15 protein-coding genes are annotated in these 17,623 nt (G+C 64.5%); 10 read left to right on the top strand and 5 right to left on the bottom strand.

Features of this window, described 5'->3' with window-relative positions:
• Positions 1 to 66 precede the first annotated feature (66 nt).
• The 8 genes from DFR29_RS00555 to DFR29_RS00525 all read left to right on the top strand — a co-directional run bounded on the left by DFR29_RS00555 (position 67) and on the right by DFR29_RS00525 (position 9,024).
• On the top strand, positions 67 to 1,842 hold the full coding sequence (locus tag DFR29_RS00555) for a DUF1800 domain-containing protein (RefSeq protein WP_166653788.1): 1,776 nt from the start codon (positions 67 to 69) through the stop codon (positions 1,840 to 1,842).
• A 10-nt stretch (positions 1,843 to 1,852) separates the two neighbouring features.
• Entirely contained in the window at positions 1,853 to 3,241 is a 1,389-nt protein-coding gene (locus DFR29_RS00550; RefSeq protein ID WP_133816606.1) for a DUF1501 domain-containing protein, read from the top strand.
• 399 nt (positions 3,242 to 3,640) lie between these two features.
• Complete coding sequence (gene prpB, locus DFR29_RS00545) at positions 3,641 to 4,528, top strand: methylisocitrate lyase (protein ID WP_133816605.1); 888 nt, start codon at positions 3,641 to 3,643, stop codon at positions 4,526 to 4,528.
• Position 4,529: 1 nt separating this feature from the next.
• Positions 4,530 to 5,096 (top strand): hypothetical protein, encoded by a 567-nt coding sequence (locus DFR29_RS00540; RefSeq protein ID WP_133816604.1) that lies wholly within the window; start codon positions 4,530 to 4,532, stop codon positions 5,094 to 5,096.
• On the top strand, positions 5,093 to 5,659 hold the full coding sequence (locus tag DFR29_RS00535) for a hypothetical protein (RefSeq protein WP_133816603.1): 567 nt from the start codon (positions 5,093 to 5,095) through the stop codon (positions 5,657 to 5,659). Before DFR29_RS00540 ends, DFR29_RS00535 begins: the two co-directional genes overlap by 4 nt.
• Before the next feature lie 46 nt (positions 5,660 to 5,705).
• On the top strand, positions 5,706 to 6,860 hold the full coding sequence (gene prpC / locus DFR29_RS00530) for a bifunctional 2-methylcitrate synthase/citrate synthase (protein WP_133816602.1): 1,155 nt from the start codon (positions 5,706 to 5,708) through the stop codon (positions 6,858 to 6,860).
• Between the two features lie 22 nt (positions 6,861 to 6,882).
• The gene (locus DFR29_RS28905) at positions 6,883 to 7,047 is read left to right on the top strand and encodes a hypothetical protein (protein WP_166653787.1); all 165 of its coding nucleotides are present in this window, start codon (positions 6,883 to 6,885) and stop codon (positions 7,045 to 7,047) included.
• 420 nt (positions 7,048 to 7,467) lie between these two features.
• Positions 7,468 to 9,024 (top strand): hypothetical protein, encoded by a 1,557-nt coding sequence (locus DFR29_RS00525; RefSeq protein ID WP_133816601.1) that lies wholly within the window; start codon positions 7,468 to 7,470, stop codon positions 9,022 to 9,024.
• 249 nt (positions 9,025 to 9,273) lie between these two features.
• Here the strand turns inward: DFR29_RS00525 and DFR29_RS00520 are convergent, their stop codons facing one another.
• The 3 genes from DFR29_RS00520 to DFR29_RS00510 all read right to left on the bottom strand — a co-directional run bounded on the left by DFR29_RS00520 (position 9,274) and on the right by DFR29_RS00510 (position 13,751).
• Positions 9,274 to 11,961 carry a M4 family metallopeptidase gene (locus DFR29_RS00520; protein WP_166653786.1) on the bottom strand — a complete coding sequence of 896 codons (2,688 nt, stop codon included), beginning with the start codon at positions 11,959 to 11,961 and terminating at the stop codon, positions 9,274 to 9,276.
• A gap of 769 nt (positions 11,962 to 12,730) precedes the next feature.
• Positions 12,731 to 13,318, bottom strand: coding sequence for a uracil-DNA glycosylase family protein (locus tag DFR29_RS00515; RefSeq protein WP_133816599.1), 588 nt, complete (start codon positions 13,316 to 13,318; stop codon positions 12,731 to 12,733).
• 13 nt (positions 13,319 to 13,331) lie between these two features.
• On the bottom strand, positions 13,332 to 13,751 hold the full coding sequence (locus DFR29_RS00510) for a VOC family protein (RefSeq protein ID WP_208113480.1): 420 nt from the start codon (positions 13,749 to 13,751) through the stop codon (positions 13,332 to 13,334).
• A 258-nt stretch (positions 13,752 to 14,009) separates the two neighbouring features.
• On the opposite strand from DFR29_RS00510, the gene DFR29_RS00505 reads away from it, so the two are divergent.
• Positions 14,010 to 14,447, top strand: coding sequence for a tetratricopeptide repeat protein (locus tag DFR29_RS00505; protein ID WP_133816597.1), 438 nt, complete (start codon positions 14,010 to 14,012; stop codon positions 14,445 to 14,447).
• A 186-nt stretch (positions 14,448 to 14,633) separates the two neighbouring features.
• Here the strand turns inward: DFR29_RS00505 and DFR29_RS00500 are convergent, their stop codons facing one another.
• Together DFR29_RS00500 and DFR29_RS00495 are read right to left on the bottom strand one after the other, a co-directional pair.
• A complete protein-coding gene (locus DFR29_RS00500; protein WP_133816596.1) occupies positions 14,634 to 15,821 on the bottom strand; it encodes a hypothetical protein in 1,188 nt (395 codons plus the stop codon).
• Between the two features lie 195 nt (positions 15,822 to 16,016).
• Entirely contained in the window at positions 16,017 to 16,532 is a 516-nt protein-coding gene (locus DFR29_RS00495) for a YqhG/Tai3 family protein (protein ID WP_166653785.1), read from the bottom strand.
• 398 nt (positions 16,533 to 16,930) lie between these two features.
• Between DFR29_RS00495 and DFR29_RS00490 the strand changes: the two genes are divergently transcribed.
• The gene (locus tag DFR29_RS00490; protein WP_133816594.1) at positions 16,931 to 17,617 is read left to right on the top strand and encodes a hypothetical protein; all 687 of its coding nucleotides are present in this window, start codon (positions 16,931 to 16,933) and stop codon (positions 17,615 to 17,617) included.
• Positions 17,618 to 17,623 lie beyond the last annotated feature (6 nt).

Genomic DNA, 17,623 nt, shown 5'->3' with positions numbered 1-17,623 from the left:
GTTCGGTCCTTCGCAGGTGCTGCGTTGTATCGGCTGGCAGGCAATCGCGCAAAGAGGATGGGGACAATGGCGGTATCGACAGCTGTGCGCGCCGTGTTGCGCGTCTTGTGCTGCGGCGTGCTCGCGGCGGCAGGCACGGCGGTGCTGGCGCAGAGCACCAGCCACAGCCCCGATCAGATGTTGCGCAGCGGTTTCGAAGGACCGGCCGCTGGGCCGTTCACCGATGCGGAAGCGGCGCGCTTTCTCAACCAGGCCACCTACGGCGCCACGCTGAGCGAGATTGCGCATCTGCGCGCAGTCGGCTACGAGGCCTGGTTCACCGAGCAGTTCAACGAGACGCCGTCCTACCAGCAGCCGTACCTGGACTGGGTGTCGGCGCTGCCCGGCGGCGTGTATCAGCAGCAGCGCCTGGAGGCCTGGCTGATCAATTCGATCGGCCTGTACGACCCGAGCAATCCGCCGCGTGTGCACAAGGACCAACTGCGCCAGCGCATGGCCCTGGCGCTGTCGGAAATCTTCGTCGTATCCGACCAGAACGCCGGCCTGCTGCTGCAGGCCTGGTCCACCGCCAGCTGGTACGACATGCTGGCGCGCAACGCCTTCGGCAGCTATCGCGTGCTGCTGCAGGACGTGACCCTGCATCCGGCCATGGGTGTATACCTTTCCATGGTGGGAAATCGCAAACCGGATGCGGCGCTGAACATCCGCCCCGACGAAAACTTCGCGCGGGAAATCCTGCAGCTGTTTTCCATCGGCCTGAAGCAGCTCAACCTCGATGGCTCGCCGGTGCTGAATGCCGGCCAGCCCGTGCCCACCTACAACCAGAACACCGTGCGCGGCTTCGCCCACGTGTTCACCGGCTGGAACTTCAACGACTGCTCTGCGGCGGAATATCCGGATTGCGTCGGCGAATACCACAACCCCGATTCGGCTGCGGTGCGCGAAGCGATGCTGCCGTTCGAGGCCTATCACGACAACACCGGCAACAAGCAGCTGCTGGTGTACGCGAACGTGGCTTTGCCCGGCGGCGTGCTGACCGCCGGCGGCAATGCCCAGGCCGAGCTGGCCGCGGCGCTGGACAATATCGCCGCGCATCCCAACGTCGCGCCGTTCATTTCGCGCCAGCTGATCCAGCGCCTGGTCACCAGCAATCCCAGTCCGGGCTATATCGCCCGCGTCGCCGCCGTGTTCAATGACAACGGTGCCGGCGTGCGCGGCGATCTGCGCGCCGTGGTCAAGGCGATCCTGCTCGACGGCGAGGCGCGCTTCGGCCACTGGGGCGCGAATGCAGACCGCTACGGCAAGCTGCGCGAGCCGATGCTCAAGCTGACCCAGCTCTGGCGCATCACCGCGCCGCGTTCGGCCAACGGCCGCATCAACCTGCATATCGATCCGGCACTGTGGTATGGCCAGGCACCGCTGCGTTCGCCCAGCGTGTTCAATTTCTTCCGTCCCACTTTCCAGCAGCCCGGCGAGATCCGCGACCTGGGCCTGCTCAGTCCCGAATTCCAGATCGCCACCGACACCATGCTGGTGGCGACGCCGAACGACCTGGACTGGCGCATTTTCTATTTTTATATCGGCAGCACGTATTCGTACGCGCAGGAAACCGATGCGATGCTGATGGACTACGGTGCCACGCTGAATCCGCTCGCGGCGCAGCCGGGCCAGTTGATCGACCGGCTCAACCTGCTGCTGATGTCGGGCCAGATGTCGCCGTTCATGCGCGAGGTGATCCTGACCCGCCTCAACGCCCTGCCCAACGACAACGGCGGACGCGACCGCGTACAGCATGCGCTGTACCTGGTGCTGAACTCGCCCGAATACGCCATCCAGAAATGAGGCCGCGCGCATGAAACCGAATCGACGAGATTTCCTGCGTGGCTGCGTGCACGCGGCGCTGGGTGGGGTGAGCGCCTATTCGGCCCTGGGCAGCCTGGGTCTGCTCAACGCCGCCATGGCCGCCGGCACGGGTACGATATTTCCCGACTACAAGGCGCTGGTCTGCGTATTCCTGCACGGCGGCAACGACAGCTTCAATACCGTCGTGCCGCGCGACAGCAGCCATCACGCCGTCTACGCCGCCTCGCGCGGCGCGCTGGCGCTGCCGCGGCAGGATCTGATTGCGATCGACCCGCTGCCCGATGGCCTGCCCGGCGATACGGCGCAATACGGCCTGCATCCGCAGATGAGCGCCTTGGCCGGGCTGTTCAACGGCGGCCAGGCCGGCATCGTGGCGAATGTCGGAACCCTGGTGTATCCGACCACGCAGCAGCAGTACCAGCAGGGCACCGTGGCCTTGCCGCCGCAGCTGTTTTCCCATGAAGACCAGGCAAATATCTGGCAGACCTCGCGCCCGGACAATGCCAATGCCGCTGGCTGGGGCGGGCGCATTGCCGACCTGCTGCACAGCGGCAATCCGAACCAGGCGCAGTCCATGCTGGTATCGCTGGAAAGCCAGGCGCTGTTCCAGCGCGGCGACGTGGTGAACCAGTACGTGATGAGTTCCTACGGCGTGGAGGAAATCGGCTATCTGGATTCCTGGGGCAACGACGCTGGCGTCACGGCCTTCAATGCGCTGCGCCAGGGCGGCACGCAGCGGCACGTGTTCGAGCGCGCCTATGCGACGGCGCTGAACAGTTCGATCACCAACTACGAAGCGATAGGCGCGGCGCTGAACACCGCCGGCGACGTGGGCACGGCGTTCCCGAACAGCCGCCTGGGCAACCAGCTGCACATGGTGGCGCGTCTGATCAAGGCGCGGAATGTGCTGAACCTGCGCCGGCAGATCTTCTTCGTCAGCCTGGGCGGCTTCGACACCCACGGCAGCCAGCAGGCTGTGCATCCGGGCCTGCTGGGCGACCTGTCGCAAAGCCTCAAGGCGTTCTACGACGCGACGGTGGAACTGAACCTGGGCAACAGTGTTACCGCGTTCACCGCGTCGGATTTCGGCCGCACCGTGTCGATCAATGGCGACGGCACCGACCATGGCTGGGGCGGTCATCATTTCGTTGTCGGCGGTGCCGTGCGCGGCCGGCGTTTCTACGGCCGCATGCCGTCGCTGGCCCAGGCCGGCAATCCTGACGATGCGGGCTACGGCCAGCTGATTCCGACGATTGCCGTAGACCAGTATGCGGCGACGCTGGCGCGCTGGTTCGGGCTGGGCGAATCCGGGATCGACGACGTCCTGCCGAATCTGGGGCATTTTGCGAGTCGGGATATTGGATTTGTCACTATTTAGCTAAATGTATTGGCGTCCGTGTGCGGGCTCTATGGGGACCGGCGGCAGGGCGAGTGGCGTATAGCTGCCTCACCCCCAAGCGAGGCTTGGCGGTGAGGGCTTTACAGCGTCGCGGCGTGCGATGACTCGCTCCACACAGGCTTTGCAGCCCTCGTTCGCCCGCTCAGCCGCCTGCTCGGCTCCCTCAGCCGCACCATCAACGGAACCATCGGCACCGCGACGGTGCTGGCGCCGACCCCATCTCTCTGCGCATTCCCGCAGCTCGCCCCTAGCATGGCCTGCCACACCTAAGTCCCTGAAAACCCTCCGCTCCCTGCCGGCGATTTGACGCCTTTCCACGCCCCGGCTGCCGAAATCGCCGAACTGGCTTAAAATCGCGCCCTTTGCGCGGAGATATTCATGAGCCAGACCCTCAGTGCCGGCGCGCGTTTCCGCGCGGCCGTCGCCGCCGAACAGCCGCTGCAAGTGGTTGGTGCCATTACTGCCTATGCCGCGCGCATGGCCGAGCGCGTCGGCTACAAGGCGATCTATCTGTCCGGCGGCGGCGTGGCGGCGAACTCGCTGGGCATGCCGGACCTGGGCATCAGCACGATGGAAGACGTGCTGACCGACATCCGCCGCATCACCGATGTCTGCAGCCTGCCGCTGCTGGTCGACGTGGATACGGGCTGGGGCGGTGCATTCAATATCGCGCGCACGGTGCGTTCGCTGATCAAGGCCGGCGCTGGCGCCATGCATATCGAAGACCAGGTCGCGGCCAAGCGCTGCGGCCACCGGCCGGGCAAGGCGATCGTGCCCAAGGACGAGATGGTCGACCGCATCAAGTCCGCGGTGGATGCGCGCAGCGATGCGGGCTTCGTCATCATGGCGCGTACCGACGCCATTGCGGTGGAAGGGCTGGAGTCGGCGATCGAGCGGGCCCAGGCCTGCGTCGAGGCCGGTGCTGACATGATCTTCCCCGAGGCCATCTATACGCTGGACCAGTACCGCACCTTCCGCGATGCGGTGAAGGTGCCGATCCTGGCCAATATCACCGAGTTCGGCCAGACCCCGCTGTTCACCACCACCGAACTTGGCGGTGCCGGTGTCGACATCGTGCTGTACTGCTGCGGCGCCTACCGCGCCATGAACCAGGCGGCGCTGAATTTCTACGAGACGGTACGCCGCGACGGCACGCAGAAGGCCGCCGTGCCGACCATGCAGACGCGCGATGCGCTGTATGACTTCCTCGGCTACCACGAGTACGAGCGCAAGCTCGACGAACTGTTCGCGAAATCCGCCGAATAAGATGAGCGACGCGGCGCCCGAGGCGAACCTGCAGGCGCGCCGCCGGCGCGACTGGAACGGCGTGTCTGCGGTGATCGCGGCGTTGATCGGCCTGTTGGCGCTGTGCGTGTCGGGCTATACCGCCTGGCTGCAACGCCAGCAGGTGCGCGCGCAGGTCTGGCCGTATATCGAAAGCGGCTGGTCCCAGTCCGGCCGCTACGTGCTGCTGGCGAACAAGGGCGTGGGTCCGGCGCGCATCGAGACCATACAGATGTTCGTCGACGGCAAGCCGTACAAGGACTGGAGCAGCATCTTTGCCGCGCTGGGCCTGAAGTTCGATCCGATGCCGCCGTATTCCACTGTGCACGGCATCGTCATTTCGCCCGGAACGCTGGTGCAGCAACTGGCCTTCCGCGACGAGGAACAGTTCCGCCAGTTCGATCCGCTGTATCCGCGCATCGACGTCGCCGTCTGCTACTGCTCCAGCCTGGGCGAATGCTGGCAGCTGGACGAACGCGAGACCGAACCGGCGCGGCTGCGGCGCAGCGTCGAGATCTGCCCGCTTAGTCCCGAGGACTTCACCCAATGAACGAGTCGCCGCCCGAGACTGTGCCGCCGCCCGAGCCGCGCAAGCGTGACTGGGCTTCGTATTCGGCCCTGATCGCGACCCTGGTCGGCCTGCTCGCGCTGTGCGTATCGGCCTATACGGCGATGCTGCAGCAGCAGCAGGTACGCGCCCAGGTGTGGCCGCGGCTGCAGCTGATGAGTTCGGGCAGCCTGCAGGAAGTGCTGGTGATGAACAAGGGCGTAGGCCCGGCGGTGATCGAGAGCGTGCGTGTGACGGTGGACGGTGTGCCACAGCGCGACTGGAAGATGCTGGAGCAGACCCTGGGGGTGACCCCGGCCGAGTACGTGCAGTCCACCGTCAACGGCACCGTGATCAGCGGCGGCGAGCGCTATGTGATGGCGAACTTCCCGGACCGGCTGGTGTGGGAGCGCATACGGCCCAAGCTGCGGCAGCTGCAGCGGCGGTTCTGCTACTGCTCGACGCTGGACGAATGCTGGGTCGTCGAGACCACGCAGGCCGGCGCCAACGAGTACCAGTCCGCCGCCCGCTGCGAACGCAGCGCGACGGACGAATTCAACGATTGAGAACCCAGGCCGCCGGATGTGCCGCCGGCCAATGACGGAGTCAGCAATGAGCGAAGCGCCACAGCAAGTTCTTCCCAAGGCCAAGAAATCCGTCGCCCTGTCCGGCGTCGCCGCCGGCAATACCGCGGTCTGCACCGTCGGCCGCAGCGGCAACGACCTGCACTATCGCGGCTACGACATCGCCGACCTGGCAGAAAAGGCTACCTTTGAAGAAGTGGCCTATCTGCTGGTGCACGAACACCTGCCGACGGCATCCGAGCTGAAGGCCTATCGCACCAAGCTCAAGCGCCTGCGCGGCCTGCCGCAGCCGGTCAAGGCCGCGCTGGAGCTGCTGCCCGCGGCCACCCACCCGATGGACGTGATGCGCACCGGCGCCTCGGTACTGGGCACGGTGCTGCCGGAAAAGGATTCGCATCCGCTGTCCGAGGCGCGCGACATCGCCGACCGGCTGATGGCCTGCTTCGGTTCGGTGCTGCTGTACTGGTACCACTTCAGCCACAACGGCCGCCGCATCGACACCGAGACCGACGACGACTCCATCGCCGGCCACTTCCTGCACCTGCTGCACGGCAAGCCCGCCAGCAGCCTGCACGTGCGTGCGCTGGACCAGTCGCTGATCCTCTACGCCGAGCACGAGTTCAACGCGTCCACGTTCACGGCCCGCGTGATCGCCGGCACCAACAGCGATTTCTATTCCGCCATCACCGGCGCTATCGGCGCGCTGCGCGGACCCAAGCACGGCGGCGCCAACGAAGTGGCGATGGACATCATCTCGCGCTACCGCAGCGCTGACGAAGCCGATGTGGATATCCGTGCGCGCATGGAGAAAAAGGAAATCATCATCGGCTTCGGCCATCCGGTGTATACGATCGGCGATCCGCGCAATCCCATCATCAAGAACATCAGCCGCGCGCTGTGCGAGGACGGCGGCAACAGGAACCTGTTCGAGGTGTCCGAGCGCATCGAGACGCTGATGTGGGATCTGAAGAAGATGTTCCCCAACCTCGACTGGTTCAGCGCGTCGAGCTACCACATGATGGGCGTGCCCACGGCGATGTTCACGCCGCTGTTCGTGATCTCGCGCACGTCGGGCTGGAGTGCCCACATCATCGAGCAGCGCATCGACAACAAGATCATCCGCCCCAGCGCCAACTACATCGGTCCGGACGACCGCGAGTATGTCGCGATAGAACATCGCTGAGCGCCGCCATCGGCAGAAGGCGGTGCGTCCGCCTTCGCCGGGCGGCTTTGCCGCGCTGTCGCCGATGCGCAAAAAACCGGAGCAGCGATGCTCCGGTTTTTTCATGCGCGGCGGCGACGGATCGATGGATCGGAAGCGGATGCTGCCGCCGTCGATCCTGCCGATGTCGCCGGGCCGCTGTCATTGACGCGCAGCGCTCCCCGCGCCGCGGAGCGCTTCGCGGGACAGGCTCAGGAAGGTTGTCGTGTCCGATGGGGCCGATGCGGCTGCGGAGGTCGTACAGCGTGCCGCCCGGGGCGCCGGCTTCACCTTCAGATCACCTGGCAGCTGCGCACGATCAGTACCTGTCACCGGGTTTGAAAAACCCCGTGGCGGCGGTTCGACTCCGGGCTCTCCCTACTTCAAGCACTGGCGTGTGTCTGCAAACGCTACCCGCTCGCACGGCGGGCTCGGCGGCCGCCATAGCGAGATTGACAGCGTACGTTTGCGTACGTGAGGCTGTGATTTCCGGGCCATTTTCAGCGGGCCGCAAAAGCCGGATCGCACAGCGTCGCCGATCCTCCAGTCGCCGAGCCTCCAGTCGCCAATCCACCAGGGGAAAATATCCATGAAGTATCTGTTGCCGTTACTGTTGCTGTTGGGCGCGCCAGCCATGGCTGCCGCAGAGAGGGACGCTCCGCAGCAAATCTATTGGGTGCACCCGGGCCTGACCGCCCATGTCGCCGGCGCCGAGCAACTCCGCAACGTGCAAGGTTCCGACATTCTGGTGTTCGATTCGTTTACGGGCGCCACCAGTTACACGACGACGACCGGTGTTCCCAGAACCTACATGGGCATGCCGATCGATCTCGACGCTGCAGCCGGCAGCAACCCGTCGATCACCAGCATGGTCGTCTACCTGGCCTACAGCGGGACGACGGCGCAGGTCTACAACAGTCTGCGCGTGCGGGTGCAGCTATGGGATGCCTGGTCGAGTACCGGCAGTCCCGTGTTTTCCACCCCGGCGGGGTCGGTGATCGAGGCGGATGTGGCGGGTCCTGTCACGTTGAATCCCAACACGTTTTCCCCCATCACAGTGACGCTTGCCACGCCGGTGCCCCTTTCCGGGCTGACCGGGCATGGCTTCGCCATCAACTTCCAGGGCGACACGGGCTCGGGGCTGGCCAGCGCCGATGTCCTCACCTCGCTCCTGCGCTACGGCACCAGTCCGGTTGCCGTGGGCGCGAACGGCCTGCCTGCCAGTTACGGTTATCGCAATGCCAGCGCCAGAACCGATTTCAATTTCCTGTCCACCGACTCGCGCTCGTTCGGACAGACGAACGAGGCAACGGTCGTGCAGCTCTATGCGGCGGCCGTCACGCTGATCAGCCAGAGCATCACGGGTTTCGCCGCCACTCCGGCCAACCCGGTGGTGGGCGGCGGCAGCTTCACCGTCTCCGCCACGGGCGGCGCTTCGGGTAACCCGGTGGTTTTTACGGTCGATCCTGCAAGCGCGGCCGTGTGCTCGGCGGGCGGCACGAACGGTGCGACGATCGCGATCCTTGCGGCCGGAACCTGCACCGTACTCGCCAACCAGGCCGGCAACGCCACCTACAGCGCAGCGCCACAGCAATCGCTGCCGGTGACCATCGGCGCCGGCGGCGGCCCTGCACTGGTACAGGATGGCGGGTTTGAAGCCGGTTTTGTCCCGACGTACTGGACGCAGACCTCCACGTCCTTCGGCACGCCGCTCTGCGATGCGTCCTGCGGTGGTGTCGGTCCGCGCACCGGCACTTACTGGGCCTGGCTCGGCGGCGCCGGTACGGCGGCCGAAGCGGGTTCCCTGCAGCAGGCTGGCGTGATTGCGACAGGCCCGAAGACCTTGAACTTCTATGTCTGGTGGTCGTCCAGCGTTGCTGCGCCGCCCGATCCGGCTGCGTTCTTCAACGTCAAGATCGACGGCACCACGGTCTTCACCCTGACGCCGGCAACGGCTGCTGCGTACAGCACCGCGTACACGCAGGCCTCGGTGGATATTTCGGCCTATGCCGACGGCAATAGCCACACCTTGCGCTTCGAGTCGAACAACGCCGCCGCTTCCGGCTCCACCAATATCCACCTGGATGACATCGAGATTGTCAGCGGCCCCAGCGACGTCATCTTCGCCGACGATTTCGAGCTGTAGACCGCTCGATACCCCCGGTTTCGTGCCGTCGCCGCCATGGCGTCGGCACGGCTGATGGCATCGACGCAGTTATGTGCCGCATGCGCGGTCGGCAGGCCAGAGAGCGTTACGGCAACGGCACATTCGAACCATCGAGCCGCAGGGAAATCCTCGTCGGTGCGTAAACAGGGAACCACGCCGCGGCAAGGCTGAAACAAAAAAAAACCGGAGCATCGCTGCTCCGGTTTTTTCATGCGCGGGTGCCGCGTATCAGAACTTGATGCTCCAGCTGTCGATCTTGCCCGTGTCGCCCGGGCCGTTGTCGTTCACGCGCAGTTTCCAGGTGCCGTTCAGCGTTTCGCTGGACAGGTTCAGGGTCACCGTCTTGTTGATGTTGTCGGTGCCTGCGCCGGTGCGGTTGTGGATGTTGTACAGCGTGCCGTCCGGAGCGACCAAGTCAACCTTCAGATCGCCCTGGTAGGTGTGCACGATGGCCACGGTGACTGAGGCATTGGCCGGTGCGTTGCCGCTACGGCCGGATACGGTGATCGGGCTGTCCACCGTGGTGTTGTCGCTGATGGTGAAGTCGGCGGTGTTGCTGTAGGTCTGCACGCCGCCGCCGCCGCTGCCGCCGGTGGTGTAGCTGCCCTTGAGGCTGACGCCGGAGAACGCGGTGTAGGCCTTCAGCAGTACGTAGTAGGTACCGGCCTGGGCGGTCGCGATCGAGCAGGACTCGGTCGAGGTCGAGCCTTCCGAACGGCAGTCGTAGGACGACGTCGTCGGCGCGGAACCGAACTTCACGTACAGATCGGCATCGCCGCTGCCGGCCGTGCTGTCGAACTTCAGGCCGGTGGCGCCGGCCGGAACGACCAGGGTATAGGTCAGCGAACCGCCGGCAGCCGCCGACAGGCCGGTCACCGCCACGCCGTTGGTCAGCACGCTACCGCCGCTGCCGCCCGAGGTCACCGTGACCGACGCGGTCTTGGTGTTGGTCGCGCCGGCGTTGTCGGTCACCGTCAGGGTTACGGTATAGGTGCCGGCTGCAGCGTAGGTCTTGCTCGGGCTGGTTGCGGTCGAGGTGGTGCCGTCACCGAAGTTCCAGGCGCGCGAGGCGATGCTGCCGTCGCTGTCGGTGGAGCTGTCGGTGAAGGTCGCCGTCAGTCCCGAGGTGGTCGATGAGAAGCCGGCTACCGGTGGAACATTGGTGCCGCCACCGCCGCAGGCATTCGCATCCTGCGGCGCAAGGCCGGTGACTTCCACCGCGGCCCAGGCCTGGGAGATACGTACTTCGTCGCAGAGGCCGCCGTTGGCCGAATTGGCGCGGGCGCGTGCCTGCATGGCGTCGCGCATCTTGCTGAACGTGGCCGAGGTGGACAGCGAAGCCGAGGTATGTGCTTCATAAATATACTTCGCCGCTTTTGCGATGCCGATCGGCGTGACGTTGATGGTGGTCGCACCGCGCGGATGCGTGCCGCCCTGGGACATCAGGTAGAACGCCAGGTTGGCGATGCCGCTGGAGCTGTGCACGCCGCAATAGTCGTTGTTGCCGCTCGGCGTACAGGTGCCCCAGCGCGAGGTGTAGTCGGAATACTCGTCGGCGCTGGAGCCGTCCTTGGCCGGATCGTTCATCCAGCGCAGCGGGTTGTTGTTGCTGACATACAGGCCGTCGCCGATGGTCCAGGTGGCCGCATTCGGCGCATAGGTGATTGGCGTGGCCGAGGTCGGATCGCCGCTGAAGGTGTTGGTCCAGGCTTCGATGGCGGCGCCGTAGATATCCGAGGTCGCTTCGTTCAGGCCGCCCGGTTCCTTCTGGTAGATCAGGCCCGAGGTGTATTCGGTGACGCCGTGGCCGATCTCGTGGAAGGTCACGTCCTTGGCCGAGGTCAGGTCTTTCAGGGTGGAGCCACCCGAGCCCATCACCATCTTGTTGTCGGCCCAGAACGCGTTCTGGCCGGAGCCGCAGCCTTCGGACTGGAACTTCGAACGCACATAGCCGCTGAGCGCGCCGCCGGCGTTGTCGTAGCTGTCGCGGCCGAAGTTGTTCTTGAAGTAGTAGTAGACGTCGCCGAGCATGAAGTAGGCGTCGGCCACCTGCTGGATCTGGCCGGCGGTGCTGCCACCTTCGCTGATCTTCAGCGTGGTGCCGGACGGAAAGGTCGGCGGATCGTTGTCGACCACGCAGCCGTTGGCCACGTCGTAGATCTTGCGGTTGATGGCGTGGGTGATCAGGGTGACGTTGTTGAGCAGCGCGCCCGAGGACGCGTCGGCGAAGATGCGCGAGTGGAACGCTTCGCTGCCGCCGATGAAGCGCACGGTCGCTTCCCAGGCCAGCGTCGGCGCATGGCCGTCCAGGGCGTAGACGACCAGGTGCGGCTGCACTTCCATGACCAGCGAGTTGCGGCCGCTGGCGAAGTTGCCGTCGGCCTGCAAGGCCGCATTGGTCGCGGCGCGGATCGCCTCGGCGCCGTTGTTGCGCGGCGTGGTATCCAGATTGCCGACGGGGATGCCGGCGCCGAACACGGCCTGTACCACGCCGTTGCTGTCGGTCTGCACGGTGACGCTGTCGCCGAATACCGGGATGCCCTGGTAGGTCTGGGTCATGCGGTAGTAGTTGCTGCCGTCTGACAAGGTGTTGAACTTGTCCAGGGTGACGCCACTGCCCGACAGGCCGACCAGCGCACCGAGCTCGCCCTGCAGCAGCGCGGTGACCTGATCCAGGTTCTGCGCCCGCAGCGCCGCGCTGGCGTTGCGCACCGCGCCGGCGGCGCGGGTGTCAACGATCATCGTGTTCTGTCGGCCATCGGGGCCGAAGGTCACCTGGTCGAAACCGAGACTGCGCGCCTGCGCAGTGACCGCGGCAGCACGCGATCCGGTATCGACGGAGTTCTGTGCCGCTTGCGCGGTCGACAGGCCAAGGAAAGCTACGGCAACGGCCGCACTCAAACTACTAAGACGCATGTGAATCCTCGTCAGTGCTTGAACAGCGAGATACGCGACATCGCACATGTCGGTGGGATAAAAAAGTTGTGCGGATCCATCGCCATCGATGTGCGACCGCAGCTAGCGGTATCGATGTCGAGCCCTGAACGCATGGAGTCAGGGTTCAGCCCCCCCCCGGGAGCGGAACGGACCGTAGCGGGCACGTATGGTCTAAGCACGCTGCATTGCATCAGTACGCGTCAGTACTTCGGGGGTTTCGGGCGCTCACGCGGCACCCGCGTGGCCCGCCGGAAAATTCGTCCGGCCCGGGCTCTGGCGGCAATTGATTGATTCAGTTGCGGATTGCCCGCGGACACCAAATTTCCGCGTTGGAACAAAACGATGCGGTTGTTCAGCGCAGGCCCTGCTTATGGGTTCTGGCTATTTTGATACGCCAATTTGACTAACAGAGACCTTGGTCACGTTGTACCGCCGCGCAGCCATGGAAATCGCGCAATTTTTTTCTTCTTTGTGCTGCGGCGGCAGGATTGCGTCGTCTCCGAAAATAAATTTTTTATATTTAGTAAATTTGTTGTCTTGTCGGTAATGCGTCAGGGTTTTCCAAATCCGTCCCTTGGATTATTCCGGTATGGAATCAGACCTTCTGCAGACTTAGGCATATTTGCTCCTGTGGCGGGAAGGGCGGCGGCACCGGACGTAGGCGGGGCGGCCGGGTTTGCGCAATGCAGCGAACCACTCCGGTGGACGCTGGTCCGCCGCCAGGCCGGCGGGCGCTGCGCCGGCTTGCTCAGGTGCTGCCGACGAACAGCTCAGCCACCCGCTGCTGCAGCACGGGCAGCAGTTCGCGTTCGAACCAGGGGTTGTGTTTGAGCCAGCGGTTATTGCGCGGGCTGGGGTGTGGCAGCGGTACCTGCGTCGGCCAGCCTTCGCGCCAGGCCGAAACCTGTTCGGTCACCGATGCTGCGCTGCCGGGAAAATGATAGGCCTGTGCGTACTGGCCAATGACCAGGCTGAGGCGAACCTGTGTCAGCTGTGCCAGCAGTGCGGCGCGCCAGGCGGCGGCACATTCCGGCCGTGGCGGCAGATCGCCGGACTTGCCGCTGCCGGGATAGCAGAACCCCATGGGCAGGATGGCAACCTTGCCCGCGTCGTAGAACTGTTCGCGCGAGAGGCCCAGCCAGCTGCGCAGGCGATCGCCGCTGGCGTCGTCGAAAGGAATGCCGCTGGCATGCACTTTCCTGCCGGGCGCCTGGCCGGCGATCAGCAGGCGTGCGGCAGGATGTGCCTGCAGCACCGGTCGTGGCCCCAGCGGCAGATGCGCAACGCAGCGCACGCAGGCGCGTACCTCGGTCAGCAAGGCAGACAGCGTGGCCATGTCTGCGCGGTCGCTAGGCCGGGCGCACTACCACCGAATCGGCGCTGCGCCGGTTGGGCCCGTGATAGACCGCCTCGATATTGTTGCCGTCCGGATCGCGCACGAACGCGCCGTAGTAGCCGGGATGATAGTCGCGCTCGCCCGGTGCGCCGTTGTCGATCGCGCCAGCGGCGAGTGCGGCTTTGTGGAATTCGTCCACCGCGGCGCGCGACGAGGTCTGGAACGCGATATGCACGGCAGCCGTCGGCGGATCGTCGCCGGCAGGGCTGACGAACAATTCGTCGCAGGCGAAATAGTGCGGCGTGTCGGGACTCAGGGTGAAACCCAATATCGCCAGCACGGTCTGGTAGAAATCATGCGAACGCTGCAGATCCTTCACGCGCAGATGCACGTGATCGAGCAGCCGGCCTCGGTGGAATTCCATGGGCATCATCCTGTCGGGTTTTTGCCGATGGTCGGCAGCGGCATTGGGGTGGTCAAGCAGGCTGTAGCTTGGCCCGCGCCGAAAGGAGGGTGCTTCGCCGCAAGGGCTTGCACAATGTGTCTGCGCGGCCTATGCCGGCTGCTTGCAGTGTGGCGGAGCCAGCCTGGTGCGTCGTTTGACGTCTTGCGGGCGGAAACACCCCGGTGTTGGGGTTCGCTTCGCTCACCCCAACCTACGGCAAGGCGATAGGGAAAGGATGGGCAATCGATGAAAGACGAAATGCGGCTGTTGCAGGGAAAGGCCTCGCGCGGCTCGGGCGCTGCGCAACTGGAACTCGGCCATGGCTATATGAGCGGACGATTGCTCAGTGGCGAATCGATCGAATGCGATTACGCCCAGGCACGCTACTGGCTGCAGCAGGCCCATGCGCAAGGTGTTGCCACTGCCAGCCTGCTGCTGGGCATGATGAACGAGGAAGGCCTGGGCGGCGAAGCCGATCCGGTTGCGGCGATTGCCTTGTACGAAGTGGCCGCGCAGCACGGCGATGTGATTTCCTGCCTGCGCCTGGCGCGCCTTCACGCCGCGAGCGATTCCCGGGCCTTGGCCGAAGACTGGTATCGCAAGGTGCTGCAGCTGGGCACAGCGGAAGCCGATGCGGACGAGATCGCCGAGGCGAAGGCGTATCTGGCTGACGTGCAGTCCTAGGCGGCATGCACTTGATTGGTGGGTGCCGGTCATGACGTGCGAAGCGGAATCTGCGGTACTCCAGCCGACGTCTTTACGCCGCCGCCGGCAAGGGCCGCCGGGCAGGGCATGAAGCCCAGGCGAAGCGTCGGGTTGTTCGGCATCGGCAGATTCGGGTCAGCCGGCTGTGTGAGCCGCTCGCCCCCGCTATGGTTCGAAGCGGCCCAGGAGTATGCGGTCGCGATCGAGCAGAAAGACGTCGTTGTCGCCTACCCCAGCGGGTTCGGTGCAGGCGAAATTGGTGGCCTGGCTGTTGAACAGGACAGCCGAGCCGCCGTCGGCAATGGAGCATTGCGTCGAGCCCATGTTGGCTTCGATGCCTGTGTTGTTGACCGATGCGCGAAAGAGTGCCGCATCGCTGAGCCGGCGGAAGTAGATGTCGGCGGTGTTGTTCATGTCGTTGAAACCGGGATACGCAATCGGCGTCGACCAGCAGAGCCACTTTCCGTCGCGGGAAAAGCCGAAGCCGATATTGTCGTTGCTGAGCTGGTTGGTTTCGACAAAGTCGATGCGTGTCGAGACGCCGGAGGCGATGTCGACGCGATAGGCGGACCGAGGGAAGTTGCGGGTGAGGAAATACGACTGGCCGTCGGCTGATATCTCGCCGTCGCCGCAGGCGGGGATTTCCCGCACGATCTCGCCGCTGGGGTTTCTGACGATGAAGCAGCTTGCGTTTGTCATCGGCTGCCCGGTGACAAGGCTGATGCGCGACTCGAATACATACAGGCTGCCATCGGGCGTGATGCTCAGGGCATAGCTGTCATCGGTCAACTGGCCGCCACCGACCCGCTCGCTGACGCGTTTGATGGCTCCAGTCAGCATGTCCTTCAGAAACACATCGTGACGGTTGTTGGTGTCGTTGGCGACAAGATTGTTCGAGGTCGCATTGAACAGCACGTAGCGTGCGCCGCTGGAAACGAAGAATGACGCGCCCAGCGTTCCGTTCGCCAGGTTTCCCGCGGCATCGGTGCTTGCCGGCAGGTCCACGCCGGAGGCGATGTTCTTGACGCGGATCGTCGACGGACTGCTGGCGAGGTAGACGTAGGTGGTGCCGCTTACGTCGACCAGGTTCGCACTGGAGTTGGGCAGCAGCTTGGTGCGCGTACGCTGGCGATGGTCATACAGGATCAGGCCCGTGGACGAACCGCCACCGACAATGGGCAGGTTGCTGGCATTGGTGGTGAACAACGAATACCGCCCGTCCGGTGTGATCATTTTCGCCGTGGAATTGCCGGCGCCGCAGTTGCCGACGGCATCTACCGACAGCGCAAACTGTTGGGCACCGGCGGGCAGCGCGAAGCAAAGCGGCAGTAGCGCAAGAGTCCGGATCGTCATCTTCTGTACCCCGTGGTCTGTCTGCCGGTGCGTGCTTGCACCGGCAGTTCGCGGGCTAGGTGATGTTCCGGAAAAAAAAATCTCAGCAAAAACTATCTGGCTTCGCCGATAGTTGCAGTATCGCTGGTGTGTTGGCTGCCGATATGGCAACGGCGTGACGACGCAAGGCGTAGTGCGAGCAACGGAGTACGCAGATTACTGCGCCTCGTACCCATACGCCGACAGCTGGCGCTTGAACGAATCCTTGTCGTGCCGGATGTCGTCGAGCAGCCAGCAGCCTTTCTTCGCATCGGCGCGGACGAGGTTCAGCGTGACGGTGGTCGGTTTGTTTTCCTGCGGCTGGTCTTCCCAGCCGAACACGGCCGACAGTTCCACGCTGGCGCTCTGCGCCGTTTCCGCCGTGATGCGGTAGGTCACGGGCTTGAGCAGCGAACCGTCCTGGGCATTGGTCCACGGATCGGCCTCGATGGCGCAAAGTTCGCCGGGTTCCTGGCATTTCCAGTCGCGCTTGAGCAGCTTGTAGAGTTCCGGCGAGAGGTATCTGGGCGATCCCTCGTTGTGGACGTAGAACTGGCTGGCGTGTTCGAACACCCATTGGACCGTGCCGGCGGGGTCCTTGGCGACGCAGCCGCCCGCCTGGGAAGCAACGGGCAAAAGGGAAAACAGCGCAAAAGCGACAAGGCGACAGCTTGCGGCGAAATGGCGGGTCATGGTCGGGCTCCAGGCCAGGTACGGGTTGGGTAGCGCTGCGCAGCGAATCGATACGGCGCGGAAGCGGTCGGCATGGGCCTGAGCTTGCCTGGTCTTGCGGTAGCGCGGCGAGCACCTTGCCGTGGCGGTTGCCGTGTTGGCAAGTGGCATGCAGGCGCAGACCAATCTGACCTCTAGCGTAAAAACGGGGACATGCCTGTCAGAAAGTCGCAATGCTCGGGCAAATCTGCCCAGCAGGCCAATCGGCCGGCGATTTCCGCCAAAAACCTCCTCTGTTTTGCGTTAGCCCACAGTAGACTGCGGCGTATTACATACGCGGGCGTGCGGGTTTCCGCGCGGCCGATTCAGTTACAGGGGAAAACTCAATGTCTTGTCCGTCTCGCTCACGCGGTGGCGCCATGCTGTCCGCTGTCCGCAAGAATGCCTGGCTCGGTGCCGCGGCCACGCTGCTTGCGATTGGCCTTGCCCCATCGCTGCAGGCCCAGACCATCGTGCCCAATCCGTATCTGCATACCCAGCTGGTGCCTTGGGCGCCCTTCGTATCGGTGGCACCGGACCCGCTCGGCAGCGGTATCGCGCCGGCCTGGGCGGCGAGCCCGGACGTGGACAACAGCCCGACCTCGGGCTCTGCTCTGGTACATCTCAATGCGAGCGGATCGACGGCGAATGCGGCCTCAGGCATTGCCCAGTGTGTCGATTTCGCCAGCGCCACCAGCGTGACGTTCTTCAACTACGCCATGGCGTTCCGCGTACCACCGGCCACAGCCGCGGACGGCAGCATGAGTGCGAACGTCGAAGTACGCCTGTTCTCGGGTATCGGCTGCAACGGATTCATCAGCGGCGGCGCGCAGGGGCAGGTGCTTACGGCGGCCGCGGTCACCGGTGGCAGCTGGTACACGCTCAAGGACAGTGGCTTCGTGCCCATGGACAACCCGGTGATGGCGGCCAGCGCGCAGGTGCGCGGCTATCTGCGCCAGACCGGCACCGCCCCGACCCAGTCGGACTATCCGATCAATTTCGACCATTTCGTGCTGGTGCTCAACAGCACGACGCCGGTCGAACTGATCCATTTCGACGTGAACTGAGGGGAC

It is taken from the genome of Tahibacter aquaticus, assembly GCF_004363655.1.
Lineage (GTDB): Bacteria > Pseudomonadota > Gammaproteobacteria > Xanthomonadales > Rhodanobacteraceae > Tahibacter > Tahibacter aquaticus.
The sequence above is the reverse complement of the archived record's forward strand: the minus strand, read 5'-3'. Positions and strand labels throughout refer to the sequence as shown.

Bases quoted from the DNA above. Each gene is read 5' to 3' on its own strand.
- DFR29_RS00555 (WP_166653788.1), top strand. From the start codon at position 67: ATGGCGGTATCGACAGCTGTGCGCGCCGTGTTGCGCGTCTTGTGCTGC.
- DFR29_RS00550 (WP_133816606.1), top strand. From the start codon at position 1,853: ATGAAACCGAATCGACGAGATTTCCTGCGTGGCTGCGTGCACGCGGCG.
- prpB (WP_133816605.1), top strand. From the start codon at position 3,641: ATGAGCCAGACCCTCAGTGCCGGCGCGCGTTTCCGCGCGGCCGTCGCC.
- DFR29_RS00540 (WP_133816604.1), top strand. From the start codon at position 4,530: ATGAGCGACGCGGCGCCCGAGGCGAACCTGCAGGCGCGCCGCCGGCGC.
- DFR29_RS00535 (WP_133816603.1), top strand. From the start codon at position 5,093: ATGAACGAGTCGCCGCCCGAGACTGTGCCGCCGCCCGAGCCGCGCAAG.
- prpC (WP_133816602.1), top strand. From the start codon at position 5,706: ATGAGCGAAGCGCCACAGCAAGTTCTTCCCAAGGCCAAGAAATCCGTC.
- DFR29_RS00525 (WP_133816601.1), top strand. From the start codon at position 7,468: ATGAAGTATCTGTTGCCGTTACTGTTGCTGTTGGGCGCGCCAGCCATG.
- DFR29_RS00520 (WP_166653786.1), bottom strand. From the start codon at position 11,961: ATGCGTCTTAGTAGTTTGAGTGCGGCCGTTGCCGTAGCTTTCCTTGGC.
- DFR29_RS00515 (WP_133816599.1), bottom strand. From the start codon at position 13,318: ATGGCCACGCTGTCTGCCTTGCTGACCGAGGTACGCGCCTGCGTGCGC.
- DFR29_RS00510 (WP_208113480.1), bottom strand. From the start codon at position 13,751: ATGATGCCCATGGAATTCCACCGAGGCCGGCTGCTCGATCACGTGCAT.
- DFR29_RS00505 (WP_133816597.1), top strand. From the start codon at position 14,010: ATGAAAGACGAAATGCGGCTGTTGCAGGGAAAGGCCTCGCGCGGCTCG.
- DFR29_RS00500 (WP_133816596.1), bottom strand. From the start codon at position 15,821: ATGACGATCCGGACTCTTGCGCTACTGCCGCTTTGCTTCGCGCTGCCC.
- DFR29_RS00495 (WP_166653785.1), bottom strand. From the start codon at position 16,532: ATGACCCGCCATTTCGCCGCAAGCTGTCGCCTTGTCGCTTTTGCGCTG.
- DFR29_RS00490 (WP_133816594.1), top strand. From the start codon at position 16,931: ATGCTGTCCGCTGTCCGCAAGAATGCCTGGCTCGGTGCCGCGGCCACG.